Origin of the sequence: Methylobacter tundripaludum SV96 (assembly GCF_000190755.2) — a bacterium.
Lineage (GTDB): Bacteria > Pseudomonadota > Gammaproteobacteria > Methylococcales > Methylomonadaceae > Methylobacter_A > Methylobacter_A tundripaludum.
Genome location: NZ_JH109152.1, coordinates 1806971 through 1830293, shown reverse-complemented (window position 1 = coordinate 1830293; position 23323 = coordinate 1806971). Strand labels below are relative to the sequence as shown.

Annotated in this window: 18 protein-coding genes and 1 tRNA gene; 15 read left to right on the top strand and 4 right to left on the bottom strand. The window is 51.9% G+C overall.

What is annotated here, in order from left to right:
• The first annotated feature begins 36 nt into the window (after nucleotides 1–36).
• From ubiK to METTU_RS08295, 6 genes are all read left to right on the top strand, one after another.
• A complete protein-coding gene (ubiK, locus tag METTU_RS08320; protein WP_006890914.1) occupies nucleotides 37–297 on the top strand; it encodes a ubiquinone biosynthesis accessory factor UbiK in 261 nt (86 codons plus the stop codon).
• A 19-nt stretch (nucleotides 298–316) separates the two neighbouring features.
• Entirely contained in the window at nucleotides 317–1828 is a 1512-nt protein-coding gene (locus METTU_RS08315; protein WP_006890913.1) for a YifB family Mg chelatase-like AAA ATPase, read from the top strand.
• Nucleotides 1829–1886: 58 nt separating this feature from the next.
• Entirely contained in the window at nucleotides 1887–2729 is an 843-nt protein-coding gene (locus tag METTU_RS08310) for a hypothetical protein (RefSeq protein WP_006890912.1), read from the top strand.
• Nucleotides 2730–2937: 208 nt separating this feature from the next.
• Nucleotides 2938–4941 (top strand): DNA helicase Rep, encoded by a 2004-nt coding sequence (gene rep / locus METTU_RS08305; protein WP_006890910.1) that lies wholly within the window; start codon nucleotides 2938–2940, stop codon nucleotides 4939–4941.
• Nucleotides 4942–4973: 32 nt separating this feature from the next.
• Nucleotides 4974–5050: transfer RNA gene (locus tag METTU_RS08300), tRNA-Arg, on the top strand.
• Between the two features lie 574 nt (nucleotides 5051–5624).
• A complete protein-coding gene (locus tag METTU_RS08295) occupies nucleotides 5625–6710 on the top strand; it encodes a hypothetical protein (RefSeq protein ID WP_040579714.1) in 1086 nt (361 codons plus the stop codon).
• 233 nt (nucleotides 6711–6943) lie between these two features.
• Here the strand turns inward: METTU_RS08295 and METTU_RS24815 are convergent, their stop codons facing one another.
• Entirely contained in the window at nucleotides 6944–7072 is a 129-nt protein-coding gene (locus METTU_RS24815) for a hypothetical protein (protein ID WP_302050578.1), read from the bottom strand.
• Nucleotides 7073–7374: 302 nt separating this feature from the next.
• On the bottom strand, nucleotides 7375–7653 hold the full coding sequence (locus METTU_RS08290; protein ID WP_006890905.1) for a helix-turn-helix domain-containing protein: 279 nt from the start codon (nucleotides 7651–7653) through the stop codon (nucleotides 7375–7377).
• A gap of 312 nt (nucleotides 7654–7965) precedes the next feature.
• Here METTU_RS08290 and METTU_RS08285 point away from each other — a divergent pair, with 312 nt between their 5' ends.
• The 4 genes from METTU_RS08285 (at nucleotide 7966) to METTU_RS08270 (ending at nucleotide 18807) form a co-directional block, all read left to right on the top strand.
• Nucleotides 7966–10572: a TonB-dependent receptor gene (locus tag METTU_RS08285; RefSeq protein WP_150107761.1), complete on the top strand. Its 2607-nt coding sequence runs from the start codon at nucleotides 7966–7968 to the stop codon at nucleotides 10570–10572.
• Nucleotides 10524–15851, top strand: coding sequence for a PAS domain S-box protein (locus METTU_RS21710; protein WP_169624870.1), 5328 nt, complete (start codon nucleotides 10524–10526; stop codon nucleotides 15849–15851). Before METTU_RS08285 ends, METTU_RS21710 begins: the two co-directional genes overlap by 49 nt.
• Before the next feature lie 147 nt (nucleotides 15852–15998).
• Nucleotides 15999–17966, top strand: coding sequence for a hybrid sensor histidine kinase/response regulator (locus tag METTU_RS08275; protein WP_169624868.1), 1968 nt, complete (start codon nucleotides 15999–16001; stop codon nucleotides 17964–17966).
• A gap of 208 nt (nucleotides 17967–18174) precedes the next feature.
• Nucleotides 18175–18807, top strand: coding sequence for a response regulator (locus METTU_RS08270; protein WP_006890896.1), 633 nt, complete (start codon nucleotides 18175–18177; stop codon nucleotides 18805–18807).
• Between the two features lie 125 nt (nucleotides 18808–18932).
• On the opposite strand, the gene METTU_RS08265 is transcribed toward METTU_RS08270, so the two are convergent.
• Together METTU_RS08265 and METTU_RS08260 are read right to left on the bottom strand one after the other, a co-directional pair.
• Nucleotides 18933–19166: a BrnA antitoxin family protein gene (locus METTU_RS08265; protein ID WP_006890895.1), complete on the bottom strand. Its 234-nt coding sequence runs from the start codon at nucleotides 19164–19166 to the stop codon at nucleotides 18933–18935.
• The gene (locus tag METTU_RS08260; protein ID WP_367301502.1) at nucleotides 19153–19338 is read right to left on the bottom strand and encodes a BrnT family toxin; all 186 of its coding nucleotides are present in this window, start codon (nucleotides 19336–19338) and stop codon (nucleotides 19153–19155) included. The genes METTU_RS08265 and METTU_RS08260 overlap by 14 nt, the downstream gene beginning before the upstream one ends.
• 282 nt (nucleotides 19339–19620) lie before the next feature.
• On the opposite strand from METTU_RS08260, the gene METTU_RS23135 reads away from it, so the two are divergent.
• From METTU_RS23135 to METTU_RS08235, 5 genes are all read left to right on the top strand, one after another.
• Entirely contained in the window at nucleotides 19621–19854 is a 234-nt protein-coding gene (locus METTU_RS23135; RefSeq protein ID WP_150107760.1) for a hypothetical protein, read from the top strand.
• 323 nt (nucleotides 19855–20177) lie between these two features.
• Complete coding sequence (locus METTU_RS08250; protein WP_006890892.1) at nucleotides 20178–20372, top strand: (2Fe-2S)-binding protein; 195 nt, start codon at nucleotides 20178–20180, stop codon at nucleotides 20370–20372.
• Nucleotides 20373–20907: 535 nt separating this feature from the next.
• A complete protein-coding gene (locus tag METTU_RS21705) occupies nucleotides 20908–22386 on the top strand; it encodes a methyl-accepting chemotaxis protein (RefSeq protein WP_006890891.1) in 1479 nt (492 codons plus the stop codon).
• Between the two features lie 10 nt (nucleotides 22387–22396).
• Complete coding sequence (locus METTU_RS08240) at nucleotides 22397–22765, top strand: response regulator (RefSeq protein WP_006890889.1); 369 nt, start codon at nucleotides 22397–22399, stop codon at nucleotides 22763–22765.
• Nucleotides 22766–22985: 220 nt separating this feature from the next.
• On the top strand, nucleotides 22986–23309 hold the full coding sequence (locus METTU_RS08235) for an STAS domain-containing protein (RefSeq protein WP_006890888.1): 324 nt from the start codon (nucleotides 22986–22988) through the stop codon (nucleotides 23307–23309).
• Nucleotides 23310–23323 lie beyond the last annotated feature (14 nt).

Genomic DNA, 23323 nt, shown 5'->3' with positions numbered 1-23323 from the left:
TTACTCGGTTACCCCTTTTACTATGAGATTGCCATAATGTTTGATCCTAAATCCCTTGATGATATTGCCAACCGTTTGGCGGGCGCCATACCTCCCGGCTTGAGCAGCCTGAAAGACGATCTTGAAAAAAGTTTCCATGCCATTTTGCAGGGTGCGTTAAGCAAACTCGATTTGGTGACCCGCGAAGAGTTTGAAGTGCAAAAGCTGGTGTTGGCAAAAACCCGCTCAAAGCTCGAAGACCTGGAAAAGCGCGTCGCCGAGATGGAACAGCAGCAGATAAGCAAAGAAGATATGTAGGCTTTAGGATAAAGCCGCCATGTCTTCTTTAGCGGTTGTTTACAGCCGCGGTCGCTCCGGTATAGAAGCGCCTTTAGTGACCGTTGAGGTTCACATTTCCAATGGCTTGCCTGCACTCAATATTGTCGGCCTGCCGGAAACGGCGGTTAAGGAAAGCAAGGATCGCGTTCGCGGAGCGATATTAAACTCCAAGTTTGAGTTTCCGATGCAGCGCATCACCGTCAATCTGGCACCTGCTGACTTACCCAAAGAAGGCGGGCGATTCGATTTGGCTATCGCGTTGGGCATTTTGGCCGCATCCGGCCAGATTCCGATCGCTCACCTTCATCACTACGAGTGTGTCGGCGAGCTGTCGCTGGGCGGCGAACTGCGGTCTATCAACGGCGTTTTGCCGATCGCCATACAAGCCCGGAACAACCACCGAAAACTGATACTGCCCAAGGAAAATACCGCCGAAGCGGCGCTGGTCAAGGATATTGAAATCATCCCGGCCATGCATTTGCTGGAAGTCTGCGCCCATCTGACTGGCCAGCACCTGATACAGATCGAGTTTCAGCAGGAAGAGCAGGCCGTACCGATTGCCGATATAGACTTTGCCGATGTCCACGGCCAATATCACGTCAAACGGGCTTTCGAGATTGCCGCCGCCGGTGCGCATAACCTGATCATGCTGGGGCCGCCCGGCACCGGCAAATCGATGATTGCATCGCGCTTGCCGACCATCCTGCCGCAGTTGACCGAGCAACAGGCGCAGGAAACTGCCGCGATTGCATCGATCAGCGATCAGGGGCTGGATGTCGCCAATTGGCTCAAGCCGCCGTATCGCGCGCCGCATCATACCGCCTCGGCAGCGGCTCTGGTCGGTGGAGGCAGCAATCCAAGACCCGGCGAAATTTCGCTGGCGCATAACGGCACCCTGTTTCTCGACGAACTTCCGGAATTCGACCGTAAGGTTTTGGAAGTGTTAAGGGAACCGCTGGAGACCGGGCACATCACCATTTCCCGCGCTGCAAGGCAAGTTGATTTCCCGGCGCGCTTTCAGTTGATTGCTGCGATGAATCCATGCCCTTGCGGCTTTCTGGGCGATGCTTCGGGTCGTTGTCATTGCACGTCAGAGCAAGTGATGCGCTACCGGGCCAGAGTATCCGGGCCATTGCTGGACCGTATCGACATGCATCTGGAAGTACCCAGAATATCGCATGAAGTGTTGCGCAAAGGTTCGCCGGATGGCGAAGAAAGCAGCGAGCAAATCAGGGCGCGCGTGGTCGCGGCCCGCAACTTGGCCGTCGCGCGTAGCGGTAAGGCCAATTCGGCGTTGACGGCCAAGGAAGTTAAGCAGCTGTGCGTACTGTCCGAACCCAGCCATCAGATTTTAGAGCTGGCGATGGATAAATTCGGTTTGTCGCATCGGGCTTATCACCGGATTTTAAAACTGGCGCGCACCATTGCCGATCTTGCCCAATCGGAAAATATTGAAACCGCGCATTTAAGCGAAGCGATTAGTTATCGCAAGCTGGATCGTAGTGTTTAAAATACTCGCAGGGACTGTGGATTCGTACATAAAACTTTTCAGTTAGGCAGATATATAAATGACTATTGTCGTTGCTATGAAATTTGACGAACGCATCTTAGTGATGTCAGACACTATGATTTCTGATCCAACAGATCGTGCTGATAATATACTTCCGGGCAGACTTAAATCTATCGTAATCAATAAGTGGTTAACTATTTCGTATGCTGGACTGTCTAATCAAGCAATCCATATAATTCGAGGTATAAAAAAACTTTCTAATATCTCTACAGAATTAGTTGTAAACATACTTGCTGAGGCTTCTCGTAACCATGGCGATGATCTAGATTTTATACTTTGTTCCCATGAAAACGCCGCCAGACTAATTAAAATTTCCAGCGGGGAAATATTTGAAGGAGCAGAATTCCACTGGATTGGTAACCGACAAGCCGTTTCGGAGTTATCTAAATTAGAAATTCCAAAAGTGGAAATCAATGATCTGCCGGAATACATGAGTCAAAATGAAATTATTTTTACAAATACTTTTTTAAACTACATAAGGGATGGACGGTGCAAGGGTGTTGGTGGTGTGGTTATCAACTGTTTGTGTTCCGAGTTTGGGCATTGCTATCAAGATCATGCAGGGGCGTTTTCATGGGATACGATTATCATAGGACAAGATGACTATGTTAAACGGCAGGAACTGAATCAAACAGGAATGTATTGCTATACATACAATGTCTGCGCACCAGCTGAGCGAGGGCAAGCAATAATCGGTTTTTACCTCGCTCAATCTAATGTTGGTTATATATACGACCCATTGAATTATAATGACGCTCGGAAGATCAAAAACATGGATCTTCAAGCTTTCTCACAATTAGTGCAGGATGCAGGGGAAGTGCTGGCTCGTAGGGAACAGTGAGGTACCAACTAAATTCGCAAACTCCCAAGCGGGGTGGGGTTTGCAACCCCACCCCTAACGTTTCGCGATATTTCGGTACAGCAGTCTCACCTAGCCAACGAAAAACATCTAGGACGGGGGCAACATGCCCCGTCCAGCTTGGAGATAAAGGAAAATATAAAACTTCGTGCTCTTCGTGTCTTCGTGGTGAACTTTTTTATAGGCATCAATGTCCAAACTAAACCCCCAACAACAAGCCGCTGTTAAAGCGATTGATCATCCCTTATTGGTGCTGGCCGGAGCCGGCAGCGGCAAGACGCGGGTGATTACCGAAAAAATCGCCTACCTGGTTAAGCAAGGCCTGCCTGCGCGTCATATCGCGGCGGTGACTTTCACCAACAAAGCCGCGCGGGAAATGAAAAATCGGGTATCCAAACTATTGGATAACAATCAACAGCGCGGCCTACGAGTCTCTACCTTCCATTCGTTGGGCCTGGATATATTGCGGGCAGAGTCCAAGACGCTGGGCTACAAAGCCGGAATTACGCTGTTCGACGAGCAGGACAAGTACACGCTGCTGCGTAACCTGATCAGCCACGGCGCAAAAGATTGCGACATCGACAACATCGATAGCTATTCCCGGCAAATCGGGCAATGGAAAAATGCCTTTGTCACGCCGGAACAATCCATAGCGATTGCGGCAGCCACCGAATACCCGGCGGCGCATCTTTACGTGGACTACACCCGCAGCCTAAAAGCCTACAATGCCGTCGATTTCGACGACCTGATTCTGTTGCCGGTGCTGCTGTTTCAACAACATCCGGCCATTCTGGAAAAGTGGCAAAACAAGATCCGCTATTTACTGGTCGATGAATACCAGGACACCAATATCACCCAATACCAGCTGGTGCGCTTGATCGCCGGTAACCTGGGCCGGTTTACCGTGGTCGGCGACGACGACCAATCCATTTATGCCTGGCGCGGCGCACAGCCGGAAAACTTGGCGCAACTGCAAAAAGACTATGCCCGTCTGCAAGTCATCAAACTGGAGCAGAATTACCGCTCCACTGGGCGCATCCTGAAAGTCGCTAACCAGCTGATCGCCAACAATCCCCATGCCTTTGAAAAACGCCTGTGGAGCGAGCTGGGTTACGGCGATCCGCTCCGGGTTTTAAGCCATAAAGACGAGCAGATAGAAGCCCAGCAGATTGTGTCCGAGATCATCCATCACAAGTTCAAGACCGGCAGCAATTATCAGGACTATGCGATTTTATATCGCGGCAACCATCAGTCCCGGTTATTCGAGAAGGGCCTTCGGGAAAACAACATCCCGTATTTCATCAGCGGCAGCACCTCGTTTTTTGCCTATTCGGAAATCAAGGACATCCTCGGCTACCTGCGCCTGTTTGTTAACCAGGACGACGACGCGGCGTTTTTGCGCGTCATCAACACGCCCAAGCGCGAAATCGGCCCGAGCACTTTGGAAAAGCTCGGCGCGTATGCCAACGAGCGACATATCAGCCTGTTTGCGGCCAGCACCGAGTTCGGCCTGAGCCAAAAGCTGTCCGAAAAAGCCATGCACCGGCTGGAAAAATTCCGCGACTGGGTCATCGACACCGCAGACCGCATCGATCGGGGCGATACCTTCGCGGTCATCGAACAGTTCATCGATCAAATCGGTTATTCGCAGCATTTGCAGGAAGAAAGCAAAACCAAGGAATCCGCCGACCGCAAACTAAAAAATGTCTACGAACTGGTTGAATGGCTGAGACGCATCGCCGACAAGGAAACCGACGGTCAAAAACCGCTGGCGGAAATCGTCGCCAAAATCATGCTGATGGACATCATGGAACGCAACCAGGAAGACGAGGCCAGCGACCAGGTCAGCCTGATGACTCTGCATGCCGCCAAGGGACTGGAGTTTCCGCATGTGTTTTTGATCGGCATCGAAGAAAACATCCTGCCCCATCAAAACAGCATCGAAACCGACAACATCGAAGAAGAGCGCCGTCTGGCCTACGTCGGCATCACCCGCGCCCAGCGCACCTGCACGTTCAGCTACTGCACCCATCGCAAACGCTACGGTGAAGTCGCCGAATGCGAGCCCAGTCGGTTTTTAAGCGAACTGCCCGCCGATGATCTGGAATGGGTCAACAAAAAACAGCTGGACCCGGAAGTCATCAAAGAGCGCGGCAAGGCGAGCCTGGCGCACTTGAAAACAATGTTGTCGTAATTGCAGCGCCGATCGGTTAGAATACACCCCACGCGCCCGTAGCTCAGCTGGATAGAGTACAGCCCTCCGAAGGCTGTGGTCAGAGGTTCGAATCCCCTCGGGCGCACCATTCTTCCCCACTTCCCCCGCCTTATATTTGCCTAATCTAAGTTTGGTGACCAAGCGTTATTAGATGCATTTTCTTCAATGAAGAATCTGACCTCAGTCCTTGGCGACTAAAGACAGGCTTCATTTAGCTATTCTCTGTTCTTCAATTTTGCATTCAAAATAAGTACGCAACTTGTCCAAGTTGTCTGTCGCTGTGCAGTGTCCCCAATGATTAATCATTAGTTCCAGTTGAATCCGCTAATTCATTAATTGTGATTCGGCTGTTCTCACTAAACTCCTTTTTTTCTATCAATTCTTTAATCTTAAATCGCAACATTTCTTAAACTCTCAAAAGTATTTTTAATTTTGGATAGAGCATCCGGCACGTAAATTCCCGAAAAATCCTTAATTTAATGGCAGTGACGCGCTACGTGGGAGCGATATAATTTATCTTGAATTAGTGCTTCGCAATGGTAGATAGTAACAGCGCAGCAGTATGTAGATATGACGGGGAGTTCACATCATTTATTGGGCTCTGCTAATATTCTGAATTTGTACTCGATCTTGATTACAACCATTGTTAATGGAACTTTACCTTGAAAAATATCGTGCGTGTCCGTTTTTTGGTTTCTTTGCTGCTGTGGATGTGTGCAGCCGATGTTTACAGTGATGAAAATCACCTCATAGCGTGCGGCTCCTTCTATAGGACATTGGGCGACTTGAAGGTGCAGCAACCGCCGCGGCGAGTACTGCTTGTGCCTTTACTGAGCAGGGATCCGCATACGACGGAGAGCCCAAGGTGGTCTGAGCAACCCGCCCGTACTCTGGAAGCCTTTTACCGGAACCGGTTCAATGCGGACGTTACGCAACTGCGGGATGTCTGGAGCTGGACGGATTATTACCGGCAGGTCGATCAACTGGTGCGGCAGTCGCCCACTTTCGATCGGGTTATGTTTATCAGTCATGGCGGTTTCGACGGCCCGGTACTCAAAAATGCCGTGTTTTGGCAAAACTTTCGAGTAACGGGGAGCAAAGGCGAATTGCTTCAGTACTCCGAGGCGCAACCCGGACTCAAGAACGTGTTGTCCATCACCTATGATGTCGAAAAAAACCGCGTATTCAGCGGTTATATGGCCTCGCACTGGCCGGAGCTGACGCCGATGAAATCGGACGATATCAGGCATCTGCTTAAGGGGCTGGAAAAACAGATACAGCCGCTGGATCATGCTTGTTTTCAAAATTATTGTTCGCAGGAGAGTTTGGCTACCAGCCCTGAACAGCAGCGCGGATACCGGCTCGATCTCTGCGAACTCATTTGCCGCGAACCGCTGTTCGAGCAAAAGACATCGGTTGAGATCTCTGCGGAACGGTTCTTCCATTTCACAAAATCCCTGAGTTCGCTGGTAACGGCAGACGGCTTGATTTTTTTCGGCGCCTGCAATCCGGGCAGTGCGGCACCGGTAAAAACGCTGGAGAAGGATGAAACCGAGTTGTTAATCAACTCAACCCTTGCGGGCGGGCCGCACAATAGTTACGTGCATTTGGTTGGCGCAGTTACCGATCGGGTCACCGCCGGTCCGATAGGACAAAGCAGCGCCGATGACATTGTAAATCGAATTATCATGTTTGAGACCAGTCGTCCTCAGCACAATTTATGCGTGGTCGTCCCTGAAACGAAGTGATTTTGTAAGAAAGCCACAATCATTTGGGGAATGAATAGCTCTCTCAACCATGAACAAGGGGCGCTTTGCCAGTGGGCCTGAAGGATATGTTGTCCGGCTTATTCAAACAATAAGTGCTAATACCTAAAACGGCTTTATGTGCGCCACCGTACCGACTGCCTCTGGTTTTGTAGTTAGCCTAGACATTGGCGGATGAAAAAGCACAGCAATACCTTAAGATCAGCCGCCTAATCCTAGGGGAATATCATAAGCACACAGCCTATTCGCCGTTGCAATATCTTGCCGCGGCGTTTTTTTATATTGTCGGTCTCACTGCCGACAGATGCGCAACCTGCGGAAAAAGCGCTAATTAGGGATTTCATGACTACATCTCCAGTTAAGCGGCCGTTTCAGCAGGCTTCAGGGAAAACGTTCTACAGAGATAGGACTTAAATACAAAAAACAAGCCGACTAAGATTCCAAAAACCTCAAAGCTACTTTAGCCGCAAAATTTGCTGCAGGCCGGTACGGTAGAGCGCATGCTGGAAGTGAGGATACCTTAAGCTGTAACAGGGAACCCTGCTGAAAAACAGCATCGAATGTTTTCTACATTCAGCGTCAGTAATAAGATAAAAATAAGTGATGGAAACCTTTGGCGCCCTGTACTGACAAAACAGGCAAATTTTCAATGCTTTTTGATACTCTCGACTTCATTTTTGATGCGTAACAGCAGCGTCTCCAGATCTTTTTCCTTTTCGCTATACAAATAAGTTAGCGCTATCAGGCTCAGGCAATGTATGCCGATGGTTTGGGCAAGGGTCTGGAGTTTATCCAGCGTGGGACTTTTTTGACCTCTCTCCAGTGAACTCAGATAAGTCCGGCTGGAAACGCCGGAGAAGTCTTCTTGGGTTAATTCACGCGATTTTCTGGCGTTTTTCAATGCCTTGGCAAATGCAACTCTCATTATTATCGATCCTTCTTATTGTAAAGCGGCTGCATATCTAGCCAAAATGAACCCTATAAGGCTACAATCTATAGTATTCATTTTCATTTTTGAATTACAGAGTTAAGGGGTAGCTCATGCCGGAGATGCCCCTTAATCTGAAATCCAGAAGGTAACCGGCTGTGGGGTCAGAATCGCCGCAGACCCTATGTGGAGACGGTATACAGTCGGTTCAGTATAATCGCCGCTGTGGTTTTTTGCCGGAATCACCCTTATAACCGGTCACAGTGACCGACAAAGTGCCGCCTTCAAGCGGGATTAAAACATTTATTAATGCAGACAAGACTGAAACATTTATCGCGGCTAGGTGTTTGGGCTTTGATTGTCGCCGAGTCGGCGTCGTCATTTGCCCGAACTGATAATTCCGGCGTCGATGCGGAAACTGTCGCTCTCGATGACATTCTGGTCGTCGGCAAGCGCGCCAGCCTTGTCTCAGCACAAGAGATCAAGCGCGACAAGATGGAAATCGTCGATTCGGTGGTCGCCGACGACATCAACAAACTTCCCGACATTAACGTCACCGACGCACTGTCCCGGATTACCGGGGTACAGATTCTTCGCGACCGCGGCGAGGGCGCCGGTGTGGCGATTCGCGGCCTTACCCAGATGGAAACACTGTTGAACGGACGGGAAGTCTTTACCGCCGGTTCGGGGCGCACGCTCGATTTTGCCGACATCCCTTCCGAAATGCTGGGCGGCATTGATGTTTATAAAACCTCATCGGCCAACCACATCGAAGGCGGCGTCGGCGGCACCATCGATTTGCGGACGCACCGGCCTTTTGACTTTGACGGTCGTCAGCTACTAGGTTCCGCACGGGTAATCCACGGCGATCTGGTGGACAAAGAGGAACCGCAATTCTCTACCTTGCTGAGCGACCGCTGGAAAACGGAAAGCGTCGGCGAATTCGGTGCGCTGGTGAATTTTGCGTATCAGCGGCGCGCCTGGCGGGAAGATCAGAAAAGCGCGGGTAATCCCATTGCCCGTAGCAACATTATTCCCGGACAGTCTGTCATCGTGCCCAACGGCACCTCGGAAACGACCAGTCTCGGTCATCGCGAACGCAGCGCCGGCAGCCTGGTATTGCAATGGCGGCCGTCGGATGCGCTTGAGCTCTATGCCGAAGGCAACTATGCCGAGTTAAAGACCCTTCAGGATTCTTACCAGATTAACGTCACGCCGTCTTCGAGCTTTGTCGCCGGTAGCCCACGGTTGTTTCCGGGCACCAACGATCTGCAAAGCATCAGTTGGACCAACGCGCCTATCTCCATTCTCAGCTTTGCCCGCGACACGGTGGACAGGACCCAGCAGGCGGCGGTCGGCGGCAGCTGGAACAACGGCGCACTGACGCTTAAAACCGACCTGAGTTATACCAAAAGCTTTAACAGCCTGTTTTTCTCAGGACCGGTATTTAGCGGCAGAGCCGCGCAATTTAACCAGGATCTGTCCGGTCAGGTTCCGACTACCAGCGTTAGCGGAACCGATTTGCTCAATCCCGCCAATTTTCAATATGCGAGCATGGCTTACCGCACCCGGCCGTTTAACGGCGAATTGTCTACGGCCCGGCTCGACGGCGATTACCAACTGTCCAGTGGCTTCATCAAATCGGTTTCCGCCGGGTTCCGTTACGCCAAGCGTAGAGCGGGCAACGCTCCCGGCCTGATTTTTGCCGATGCCGCAGTGACCGGTATTTCGGCGGCAGACAGGCCAAGCTATATCATGGCCAATCCCGCCGATAATTTCCTGGGCGGGGAAGGCGGCAGCATCGGCAGCTATAGCGTCGGCAACCTCGATTCCGCCCGCGGCGCGGCCGGATTGCGCAATGCTTTCGGCATTACCGCGCCGATTCCCTCCGCCGGCAGCCCGCTGGGTATTTGGGGTATCAGCGAGGAAACCCAAGCCGGCTACTTGATGAGCAAATTCGAAGCTACAGGCTTTCCCCTGGACGGCAACATCGGCCTGCGCGCAGTGCAAACGTCGGAGTCGGTAACCGGCAGCCAGTCAGCGCCAAGCACCGGTGCGGTTCTTCCCATTAACATCGACAGCACCGACATCGACTATCTGCCCAGCCTGAATCTGCGTTATCAGCTGATGAAAGGCTTGTATCTGCGCGGCGGCATATCCAAATCCATCACTCGGCAGAATTTCGATCAGCTGTCGCCGTCGCTGACCTTGATCCGCAATACCGTCACCCCGTCGTTGAATCAGGGGGGCGCCGGTAATCCTCAGTTGAAGCCGATCCGCTCCGACAATTTCGATCTGGCGGTGGAAAAATACTTCAATCCGACTACCTCGGTTTATATCACCGGCTTTCTGAAACAGGTCGACGGTTTTGTCAGCAACGTCAGCAACGCGGAAGTCCACGACGGTTTTACCTATCAGGTCAGCCGCCCGCAAAACGACACGACCGCGACCATCAACGGCTTCGAGGTCGGCTACCAGCAGTTTTACGATTTCCTGCCGAGCTGGCTGAGCGGTTTCGGCACACAGGCCAATTACACCTATATCGACAGCGAAACGCCGAGCAGCATTTTGGGCCAGAAAGTCCCGCTGCAAAACCTCTCCAAACACAGCTACAACCTGATCGGCATGTACGAGAAAGGCCCATTTTCGGCCCGGGTCGCCTACAATTGGCGCGACACCTTCCTGAGCGGCGTTACCAATATCGTCGGGGTCGGCGCATTACCGATTTATACGAATAGCTACGGCTGGCTGGATGCCTCGGTGGGCTATCGCATCAACGAGCATTTTTCCTTCACGATTGAAGGCATGAATCTGCTAAATACGTTGCGAAGCTCCTATTACGGCGTGGAAACCCGGCCGCAGAGCGTTTGGGTCAACGATACCCAGGTCGGCGCGACGATGACAGTACGGTTGTGATGGCGACGGTGGGCAATTCTTATCGTTCCCACGCTCTGCGTGGGAATGCCGTGCAGGACGCTCCAGCGTCACGCAACGCTGGAGCGTTGCTGACTGAATTCCCACGCCGGAGCGTGGGAACTATAGTGATACTGATTTTCGCACTGTGCGGATTGGCGCATGCCGACAATGCACTGGAACAATGGCGCAGCAAAGCGGGCGAGATACGTATGCTGGCGGAAAATGATACGCAACGCGCCTATGCCGAAGCCGAGCGTTTGCAGGCCGATTTCCCCGCCTACGCTAGTCCTGCCGATCGGGCGCGGCTGTTGAATCTGTTGGCGCGCATCGAAATTTATCAGGCGCAAACCGAAAAAGCGGCAGCGCATATCCAGCATGCCATGGAGCTCGCCAAGCAACATAACGACCCGGTCGGGCAGGCCGAAGCCGACCTCAATACCACCTTAAACGCGATCAATCAGGCCCGGGTCGACGATGCCATCGCCGCCTCGATTCACGGTTTGGCCGTGCTGGACGGCGTGGACCGGCCGGATCTGCTCGGCGAAGCGCTGTTAAGAATGGCAATGATGTACCGCCGCACCGACCAGCTCGACGAATCGATCACCATGTCGATGCAATCGTTGGATATTGCCCGGCAAAGCAACAATCCGCTGGCGCTGGTCTACGCCTATCATGGCTTGGCAATTGCCTACGAACTGAGCGACCACTTTAGCGAAGCGGGCGAATATTATCAGCGAATGCTGGAGCAAGCCCGGATCGCCGGTTCCAGACTGATGGAAGCCTATGCGCTGTTAGGGCTTGGCTATACCCATAACAATCGTGGCGATTTGAAAAGCGCGGAGCCGTTGATTCGCGAGGCGGTTGCGGTGTTCCACGCCATCGACGTCCCTTTCAGCGTCAATTTTAGTCAGTTCGCTCTCGCCGATAACTTGCGCAAGCAGCAACGTTATGCCGAAACCTTGCCGATATTCGACGAAGTAATCGAGCGTTATCAGCGCTATCCCAACAAGATCGGCCTGTGGTGGGTGCTGAACGCTCGCAGCACCCACCAAATGGCGTTGGGTCATATTGCCGACGCGCACCGCGATGTCGAACAGGCTTATAAACTGGCCAAGGAAATCGGTGTTCCCTTGTATCTGACCGACAGTGCGAAACGGCTGGCGGAAATCGCCGCCGCCAAAGGCGATTACCGCCAAGCCTACCGGTTTATGTTCGATGCGAGCGACACGGCGGCCAAGGCGGCAAAAGACACCGCCGCCACGCGGATGTTGCAGCTGACGCGCCGCTACCAAACCGAAAGCAAGCAACGCGAGATCGATAAACTCAACCGCCGTAACCAGCAACAGGCTGCGGAACTGAAGCATCGCACCCTCGAACAACGGTGGCTATGGACCGTGCTTGGCGGCAGCGTCATCATGTTGACCGGCGCCGCTTTTTTCCTAGTGCGCCTGCGGCGTTCCCACCGACGGCTGGAAGCGCTCAATACGCAAGTGCTGCAAGCCAAGAACAAACTGCAAGCCACGCTGGATACGATCCCTGATCTATTGTTCGAAATAGGGTTGGACGGACGCTATTATGATTATCATTCGCCGTGTACCGAGCTATTATTAGTCCCAGCCGAAGACCTACTCGGCAAAACAGTGTCGGATGTAATGCCCGCCGAGGCGGCAAAAATCGTCATGTCAGCTTTGCGCGAAGCGCATGACCAAGGCATTTCAACCGGCAAACAGTTTCAATTGCCGCTACCGCACGGCGACTTCTGGTTTGAGCTTTCCGTAGCGATCAAGCCTACCCTCGATAAGGAAGAAGCACACCTTATCGTGCTGTCCCGCAATATCACCGAGCGCAAGCACATGGAAGCGCAAGTGCTGCAACGGGAACAGGAGTTTCGCGTGCTGGTCGAAAACTCGCCGGACTTGATCTTCCGTTACGACAAAGAGTGCCGCCGTATTTATACCAACCCGGCCGTGGCGCGGCTCGTTGGCCGGCGGGCTGACGCCCTGCTGAACATGTCGCCGTCGGAAGCGAAAATACTCAGCGCCGGTGAAGCCGACAAGCTGATGCAGATGATTCGGCAAGTGCAGGCGACAGGCCGGCCTGCCGAGAGCGAGGTGGAATGTCTGGGCGCCGACGGGCAGCTGCATTATTTCCATAACCGTTATGCGCCCGAGTTCAATGCGCATGGCGAAGTGGTTGGCGTGATTTCCATTGCCCGCGACGTCACCGAACGCAAGCAGGCCGCGGAAGCGCTGGCTGCCAGCGAGCGTGAATTCCGCACGCTCGCGGAAAGTTTACCGGACAATATTGTCCGTTACGACCTGGAGGGACGAGTCATTTACGTCAACCCGGTGCTCGAAAAAACCTTAGGCACCATCGTTTCAAAAATGCTGGGCACGACAGTCCGCGAACGGTTCCCCAATGGCGAGTACGACGATTATGCACAGCTTTTGGATGCCGTTCTCACCAGCGGGGAGATCGGCGAAATCGAAAAAATAGTCACACCTCCGTATAGCAACTTGCATTTGGTTCACAGCATCCGCATGATTGCCGAGTGCGATGAGAACGGCGAAGTCATTGGAGTGCTAGCTATCGGCCGCGACATCACCGAGCGCAAATTGGCGGAACAAGCCTTGCGGGAGAGTGAAGAGAAATACCGAACTTTGATCCAGAAGATCCAGGCCGCAGTGGTTGTGCATGGAGCCGATACGCAAATCCTCACATTCAATCTAGTGGCACAAGAAATACTTGGACTTTCGGAAGACCAATTGTATGGAAAAACGGCGATTGATCCGGTCTGGCATTTTTTCCACGAAAATGGCTGCGCTGCATCTCCGGACGAGTATCCGGTAAACAAAGTTTTGGCATCGGGCAAAGCGCTCAAAAATTATGTTTTAGGTGTGCATCGCCCCGGCCGTCAACAAGATGTATGGGTGCTGGTCAATGCCGACCCGGTGTTCGGAAAAGACGGCAAAATAACTCAGGTCATAATCACTTTTATCGATATTACCCAACGCAAACAAGCCGAGCAGCGCCTGTGGCTGGTGGATTTTGCGCTGAACCAGGTCCGCGAAGCGGTATATATCATCAACCTGCAAGATCATCGCTTCCTGAACGTCAACGCCGAAGCCAGCAGGGCTCTGGGTTACAGCACCGAAGAATTGCTGGATCTCACAATCTATGACATAGATCCCGATGCCGACTCCGAAGGCATGGAGAACCTCCAACGCGAGATAGACGCCGGCAGTCTGTCGGTGTTCGAGCGCCGCCATAAAACCAAGGACGGACGCATCTTCCCGGTGGAAATCAATGCCCAAGTTTTCGAATACGAAGGCCGACCGACCAGTATCGCGTTGGTTCGAGACATTACCGAACGCAAGCGTGTCGAGGATGAAGTTCGCGCACTCAATGCCGATCTGGAGCTACGGGTGCTGGAACGTACCGAAGCGCTACGGCTCCAGACGCGCTATCTGCGCACTCTCATCGACACGCTGCCGATGTTGGCTTGGCTCAAAGACAAGGAAAGCCGGTTCCTGGTCGTCAATCAGACGATGGCATTGGCTTGCACTCTTAGTGTGGACGAAATGGTCGGTAAGTCTGACCTGGATTGTTGGCCGCGCGAATATGCCGAGTCTTACCGTGCCGTCGATTCGGAGGTGATGGCTACCGGTCGGCGCAAGACCGTGGAAGGACCCTTTTTCGATGCGCATGACGGCGTCATCTGGGTAGAAACCTTCAAGGCGCCGGTCTTGGATGTGGACGGCAGCGTGTTGGGAACGGTGGGTATTGCCCTCGACATCAGCGATCGTAGAGCCCTGGAAATGGCACGGGAAGCGGCTTTGGCCGAGGCGGAACGGCTGGCTCGACTGCGTAGCGAATTTATGGCGCGGATGAGCCACGAACTGCGTACGCCGCTAAACGGCATTTTGGGTTACGCCCAGATATTGTTGGGAGAAAGCCGGGGGAACGAACGCCAGAGCGCGATGCTGAACGTCATACAGCAAAGCGGCGAATATTTGCTAAACCTGATCAACGATATTCTGGATTTTGCCAAGATTGAGGCGGGCAAGCAGGAATTGAGCTTGAGCGATATTCAGTTGCCGAGCTTCCTGCGTAATCTCGCCAGTATCATCACTATCAAGGCGGAACAGAAGGCGTTGGTTTTTGTTTGCGATATTGCAGCCGATGTGCCTGCGGGAATACGCGCCGACGAGACGCGGCTAAGGCAGGTACTGCTCAATTTACTGTCCAACGCCATCAAATACAGCGAACGAGGCCAGATTAGCCTGAAGGTAACCGTATTGGAACCGGGGCGATTACGCTTTGAAGTTCAGGATAGCGGTCTTGGTATCGATACCGGGCAGCTGGACACTATTTTCCAAGCTTTTGAGCAAGCCGGAGACTGGCAGCATCGCACCGGCGGCACCGGTCTTGGATTGCCGATCAGCCGCGAGCTTGTTCGAATGATGGATAGCGATATTCATGTCACCAGTCGAGTTGACGAGGGCAGTACCTTTTGGTTCGATCTTGATGTCACGGTTGTTGAAGTCTGTGACGACATCATGGTTGCCGAACAGCATATAGTCGGATACCAAGGCTTGCGACGGCGTGTGCTGGTGGTGGATGACGCCAATGAAAACAGGACATTGCTGATTGATATACTCGGTCGATTGGGCTTTGAAACCTTCGAGGCGGCAAACGGCAGGGCGTGTCTGGATAGCGTTGAGGCCCAAACGCCGGATCTTATTTTGCTGGATATGGTCATGCCCGAGATGGATGGATTGGAAACCACGCGCCGTCTGCGGTGTATGCAGGGGTTCGGGCAAACGCCGATTATCGCTGTTTCGGCCAGCGCCTCCGGTAGCGATGTTACCGAAGCCATGAAAGCCGGGGTCAACGTCTTTCTGTCCAAGCCTATCGATATAAAAAGACTGATGGTGCAAATCGCCGTTCTGTTAAAGCTCGACTGGATTTACGCGCTGCCTGAAGCCGATGCACCACTGCGACAGCGGCTTAACGAGGCTCTGGTTGTGCCGCCGCTTGAGGAAATGGCTATTTTGCATCGTCTGGCACAGGAAGGCAGTATGCGCGATATTATCCTCCAAACCACGTATCTGGAGGGGCTGGATCAGAGCTATCGCCCGTTTGCCGCGCAGTTACGCGCTTTAGCTCAAGACTATCAATCCAAAGCTATCCTGGATTTGGTGGAAGGTTATATCGACAGTATCGTAACTACTCAGCGTTCTCAATGGAACGCAGATGCCAAAAGTAGGCGCCTCTAGGCGACGCAGATGATTATGATAAACACGGATAATCCATTTATAGTTCCCACGCCGGAGCGTGGGAACGATGCAACGATTCAGCCGCAGATTGATACGGATGCACGCTGAGAGCAAAATTTTTTTAATCGATTTTTTATGGATATACCTGTGAGCAATGAAGCGTTACTCAATAACCCCACCATTTTAATTGTCGACGATACCCCGACCAACCTGGGCGTTGTCGTGGAAAGCCTGGAGAGCCGCGGCTACCGGTTGGTGGTTGCCCAGGACGGCATGGAAGGCCTGCAACGCGCCGCCTTCGTAAAGCCGGATTTAATCCTGCTGGATGTGATGATGCCGGGGATGGACGGCTTTGAAGTCTGCCGTCACTTAAAGGCTAATGCCGACACGGCCGAGATACCGGTGATTTTTATGACGGCCCTTGCGGAGACCGAACATAAAATCACCGGCTTCAAAGTAGGCGGCGTCGATTACATTACCAAACCCATGCAGATAGATGAAGTCATCGCGCGGGTGGGCACGCATCTCAACTTGAAAACCATGCAACGCCAACTGCAAGTACAGAACGCGCAATTGCAACAGCATCAGGCAGAACTGGAACAGCGGGTTATGCAGCGTACCGCCGAACTGAGCATCAGTAACCGCTTGCTGCACGAGGAAATCGACGAGCGCAAACGGACGGAAGAGGCGCTGGCGTTACGCGAGCGCGAATTTCGTACCCTGGCTGAAAATTCTCCTGACGTGATCGTGCGTTATGACCGGGAATACCGGCGGATTTACTTCAACCGGGCTTACATGAGAGCGGCGGGCATAGAGGCGGTCGATGCACTGGGCAAGACGCCGCAGGACTGCTGGTGGCTGGCATTGCCTTCCGCCGAGGAGTATATCGCGCGTTTACAGCAGGCGATGGATTCGGGCGAAACGGACGAACTGCTGACGGAAATGGTTGATCCAGAGGGTAAGCCGGTTTACCGCATCATGTTTCTGGTGCCGGAATTCGACAAGGATAACCGCGCAGTGAGCGTACTTTCGATCAGTCACGACGTTACCGGCATCAAGCGCATGGAGGCCATGCTGCGCAAAAGCGAACTGGAATTTCGCACGCTGGCGGAAAATTCGCCGGGTATGATCCTGCGTTACGACCGGGACTGTCGTCGTATCTATATCAACCCGGCCTACGAGCGTCAAACCGGGATCCCGCTGGAAACGGCATGGAACAAGAAGCCGAGCGAGATTTGGAAACCGCTGATGTCGTCCGATGAATATATGGCTCGCCTTAATCGCGTGATGGCGAGCGGAGAGCCGGATCGTATCCTGCTTGAATGGCATGATCCGGACGGCAACCTGGTCAGTCATGACATGCATGCGGTGGCGGAATACGACGAAGAGCGGCAAGTCATCGGCGCGCTGGTCATCGGCCACAACATTACCGAACTCAAGGCGACCGAACGGCGATTGGAAGAGTCGCGTGCCCAGTTGCGCACGCTGACCGCCAAGCGCGAAGAGGCCCGCGAAGAAGAGCGAAAACGCATCGCCCGTGAAATTCACGACGAGTTGGGCCAACTGCTTAACGTGCTGCGGCTTAACGTCACCACTCTCGATTTCCGCTTTGGCGACGCTAACGCCGATTTGCGCGATAAGACCCATAAAATGGTCGGCACCATAGATCAAGCTATCCTGATGGTACGCAACCTTGCCACCCGCCTGCGACCTGCGGTGTTGAGCGCCGGAATCGTTTATGCCCTGGAATGGTTGGTGCAGGAATATGCCGAAAGCACCGGCATTGTTTGCGATTTACATTTGCCTGTCGACGAAATTTCCCTTGATGAAGACCGGGCAATGATGGTATTCCGCATCGTTCAGGAATCGCTGACCAATGTACTGCGTCACTCCGGGGCGGATCGCGTCGATATTACCTTATGCAGTACAGCGGATAGCTGCGAAGTGGAAGTGCGCGATAACGGCAAGGGTTTTGATCCAGACCGTGTCGACAAGCCCAATTCCTTCGGTATTGTCGGCATGCGCGAACGCGCGCTGATATTGAAAGGGACTATGGATATTGAGAACGCGAAAGCGGGCGGTACGGTATTGAAATTGTGCATACCGATTGAATAAAAGCTAAAGGCCAAGAGCCGGGCGTAGGCCGGAATAAGACCATCCAAGCGCGTAGCGCGAGGTGGCGTTTCCGGCGAAATTGGATAATGTAGGTAGGAAACAGGCCGATAGGCAGACCTTCCAGGTTTTTAAAACCTGGAAGGTCTAATTTCATGCACGTTCCTTAGGCATTTTTTATAAACAAGAAAAACAGATGGAGCAAACAATTATGATACGGTTATTGATCGTCGACGATCATGCGCTGATGCGCGAAGGGCTTAAACAGCTTTTCGAGGGTGAAGGCGATATTGCGGTCAGCGCGGAGGCCGGTAACGGCGAAGAAGCGTTAACAATGCTGCAAAATGAAACGGTTGACTTGGTTTTGCTCGACATTACCATTCCCGGTATTCATGGCGTAGAGCTGATAACGAAAATCAGGGAGCGTCCAAGTAGTCCGCCGATTCTGGTGTTGAGTATGCACAATGAACCGCAGATCGCCAAACGCAAGCTCAAAGCAGGCGCTTCCGGCTACATCACCAAGGACAGCTCGCCAAAGAATCTGCTGGAGGCGATACGCAAGGTCGCTTCCGGGGGGCGATACATCGCGGCCGATATTGCCGAAAAAATCGCTTTTGAAGTCAGCACTGCTGCGCCGCTGGTTCTGCATGAACTATTGTCCGGCCGGGAACTGGTCATCCTGCGCATGCTGGCTAAAGGCAAAAAGGTCTGCGAAATTGCTTTGGAACTCGACATCAGCAGCAAGACCGTCAGTACCCACAAGGCGCGTTTAATGCAAAAAATGCATATCGACAGCGATGTCAAACTCATGAAATACACCATCGCCCATGGTATGACGGTATAAATTTTGTTGCCACAGATTCACATATTAACTTTATGAAATATTCAGAAGTAATAAAAAGAGTCATTTTTATAATATGTGAATCTGTGGCGTTTTATTTTTGCTGCTGAGTAGTTACATTTTTTCTATCATTTAATAACTTCACTCATATAATCCCTAAGCAAGCTATTTACCAATACCTGATATTTGATGTGTTTTTCACTCGCTTGTTTTTTTAAAAACAACAAAATATCGTTATCCAATTGTAGCGTCGTGCGAATTTTTTTGGGTTTGTAAAAACGCCCCCGAATGCCATCGCTAAAATCATAATTATCTTCTAGTTCATAATCATCAAATTCAGCTCTTTGTTCAACATTTTTCATAATTTGCCCTCTCTTTTGGATTCGCATATCGTGCTGAGATAATTCTGATTATTTCTTCGCCATCATCAGTAAAAAACAAATTAGCAACAACCAAAATGTGTGCATTTTGAGTTGCCCCAATGGTTATCCATCTTTCTTCAAAATAGCTAAATTTGTGATCTAATTTCGAGATTTGCAGTGGATCATCGAAGACGTTTTTGCATCTTCAAAAGCGACACCGTGCTTTTGTTGATTTAGCTTATTTTTATTTTCGTCCCATTCAAATTGCATGAACTTTTCCGTTGTAAATTCTTGGTCAAAAGTATATCACAATAAAAAATCGGCCCAGTTTCCCAAAGGCGGTTTGTTCAACCGATGTTTAACCGTGAAACGGTTGGCAAAAAAGCCTGCTTATCCTCCTGGGCTGGGACAATAAAATGTAAGTGTGCTTGACAGCCGGAAGGAGCACATTATTGTGTTCAAAAATGCAAAAATGCAAAAATGCAAAAATGCAAAAATGCAAAAATGCAAAAATGCAAAAATGCAAAAATGCAAAAATGCAAAAATGCAAAAATGCAAAAATGCAAAAATGCAAAAATGCAAAAATGCAAAAATGCAAAAATGCAAAAATGCAAAATGCAAAATGCCAAGACCTGGAACTTTTTGCGCTACACGTACGGGTTTTACACGGCGTAGCGCGCCATTCTAGCTATAAAAATCATCTTATTGTAGTCCATTCCTGATAAGCATTGAGGCGTTTCAATGTAGGCCAATCCTTATTCAAATTCGGTATCCGCCGATTGCGACTGCCGACGCTATCGTTCAAATTAAACGCGCCTAAATCGACCGGTTCAACCGGGAACGCTTTAGGTTTTGGGCGATAAGTGTTCGGGCAAATCGAACAGGGTTTAATGGATCTGCACATGATTGCATGTAGTGGGTTCGAATCCCCCTGTTCTGTTTTTCCTGCCCCTTGCTAAAGCATGGCACTGGCATCGTCCGGTTAATAATCCTTACTCGTCAGGAATTACCATGTGCATTTGTCTATGTTTTGATGTTTCCAAGTCAGAAATAAAAAAGGCCATTAGAGACGGTTACGATTCAATAGAAAAGCTGTCTGAACAACTACAGGTTGGCAGTCATTGCGGCGGCTGTATTGGGCGTATCGAGGAAATCCTGGAGAAGCAAAAAAACCGCAGTTTCTTGTGGTCATTACACACATTGTAATCAGCGCCTGGCAGCGTTAAAAAACTCCCCGGTAACCATCGAAGAAAATGTTTAATCGATCCGATTAGCAAGCTGTTTCACGGCGACATAAAGTCCGTTATTCCTGCTGGGAAGCCGGGCACATTAGAGCGTGAAGCAAATCCATCCGCAGGAATGAGCAAGCTTACAGGGGGCATCCGGCGTTTCGAATCCATGCGCCCACTGCAGCGGCCTGCTTGGGCTGTGCCTGAAAGTAAAGCGTAAGTTCCGGGTTCACTGCCCAACGCTTCGCTGTGCAAATTATTGCTTCAATGTAGTCCATTTCCTATAAGGCTCTCTGTCATTATTGTAGGGCAATTCCTATTCAAATTCGGGACGCGCCGATTGTGGGCTAAGCCTGATAAGTTCAGGCTTAGCTATCCATTGGATAGCTAAGCCGGATTGGCAGACCCGATAGGGGTGCTAGAATTTTTCTCAAGATTTCCGACTGGCGGCGGTTGTATCGACCGCTCATAAATGAACATTGTTAATCAAGGATCACTGAGAAAATTGCAATATGAAAGAACCGATAAAAATTAATCGGAATGACGATTGGTCGGCGTTTCCATTATGGGTATCCGGCCTGGCCGGCGTATTAGGCATCGTCATTTCCAGCGGCTTTGCACTGATTGGCTTGGTCATGGCGGCCGTCTTGAGCGTTGTGACTGCCGGATTGTATTTCTGGAACAGGAACCGCTATCGGATGTCGTTGCAGGCTATCGAACAGGGTTTAATTGAAGGATTGCAACAGAAAAACGAGGAAACCATCAAAGCCTTGCAGGATGCGCATCATGAAGCCGTTTTGCAGGCCGGTGCCCATCAAGTCGAGGCGGAGCGCAAGCATCTCAAGACCTTAATCACCGATCTGGCGCACCGTTTCGACGCATTACCCAAACGTCTCGGCGGGCAGGAAGAAACTAAGCCAGCCGAGACTATGTCTTTATCGGTCGAAGCGCAGATTACCGGTTTGGCGCAGCGTTTCGATGCCTTGCTCAACCATCTCGACCAGCAGCCGAGCGGCGATGAACAACAGGAACACGGCATCAATGGACTGGACTCGCTCTGCCAAAAAGTGCTGCCGATCTGGTCAAGCCAGGTCCAGATGGCCCGCGTGCATACCGAAGACTCCATCGCCGATCTGGCGCAGCGTTTCGACGCCCTGTCAAAGCGTCTCGATGCCGCCGTTATGGCGTCCCAAAACACCGTCGGCGGCGATAACGGATCGACGGGCGGCATCGTTGAGCTGTTGCGGGACAGCCAGCTGGAGTTGGGCAGCATCACCCAAGCGCTGGGCGCCTCGCTGGAAGAAAAGGAAAAACTGCTGCACGCCATCGAGGGCTTGTCCGGCTTTACCGAACAACTGGGCAAAATGGCCTCGGAAGTCAGCAGCATTGCCGCCCAGACCAACCTGCTGGCGCTGAACGCCGCCATCCAGTCGGCACGGGCCGGCGATGCCGGGCGCGGCTTTTCCGTGGTGGCCGACGAAGTGCGGAAATTATCGCGCTCGTCCGGCGATGTCGGCAAAAAGATTACCGAGACCATCGACTCGGTCAGCGAAGCGATTGAAGACACCCTAACCATCTCCCGGAAATTCGCCAAACAAGACGAACAGACCCTGAACAACGCCGAGCAGATCATCGCCTCGGTATTGAGACGCTTCAGCCGGGCCGCGTCCGGATTGTCCGACTCCGAAGAACTGCTGCGCACCGAAAACAACGCCATCAACTACGAAATATCCGACGTATTTGTCGCCCTGCAGTTTCAGGACCGGGTCAGCCAGATACTGGCGCTGGTCTGCGACGACTTGAACAAACTCGAACAGCATCTGAACGCACTTAACAACGAACAAAGCGACGAGGGGACGCCCCGCTCAGTCAATGTAGAGCAATGGCTGGAAGAACTGGCCATGACCTACACCATGGAAGAACAGCTTACCGCCCACGATGGCGCGAAGGCCGAGATCAAGACCCCGCAAACCAACATTACATTTTTTTGAGGAACACAACATGGCCAAAACAATATTATTTGTAGAAGACTCCGCCTCCGTCAGGCAAGTGATGAACAGCACCCTGACCCGCGAAGGCTACGACGTGGTCCTGGCCAGCGACGGCCAGGACGCCTTGAGCAAACTGGACGGCACCAAAATACACCTGATCATCAGCGACGTGAACATGCCCAACATGGACGGCCTCACCTTCGTCAAAAAGGCCAAACAACTGCCCGCCTACAAATTCACCCCGATCATCATGCTGACCACCGAAACCCAGGAAGACAAAATGAACGAAGGCAAAGCGGCCGGCGTCAAAGCCTGGATCGTCAAGCCCTTTCAGCCCGCGCAACTGCTGGCTGCGGTTTCGCAGCTTATCCAGGCGTAAACCTAAAAACAGCATAACGACTCAGCCGTTAAGAACCAGAAAAAATGGAACGCGGATAACGCAGATGAATAGGATGAACCTACTGCCGGACGGGGTTGCAAACCCCGTCCCGCTCGAATTGTAGAGCGACCAAAGCTTGCTTTGGAGTTCAAAACAGGGGGCGGGAACCTGCGAGAGTGAGTAGTTACGATTTTTTCAGCATAAACAACAGGAGCCATCGATGGCGAACGTGAAAAACAAAAAACAGCAGCCCGGCCGCATCGCCATAACCGGCGAACTGACCATCTATACCGCCCTGGAATTGAAAGACCAATTGCTTACAGGACTGGCGGAGGCCGAAGAGCTGGAGCTGGACTTATCCGAAGTGGGCGAAATCGATGCCGCCGGATTGCAACTGCTGGTGATGATCAAACAGCAGGCGGCAGTGTCCGGCAAAGCCCTCAGCTTCACCGGCCACAGCCCGGTGGTACTGGATCTGCTGGATTTGTCCGGCCTGGCCGGATTTTTCGGCGATCCGCTGCTGATCGTCCGCAAGCCCCTATAACCCGGTAACTCGAC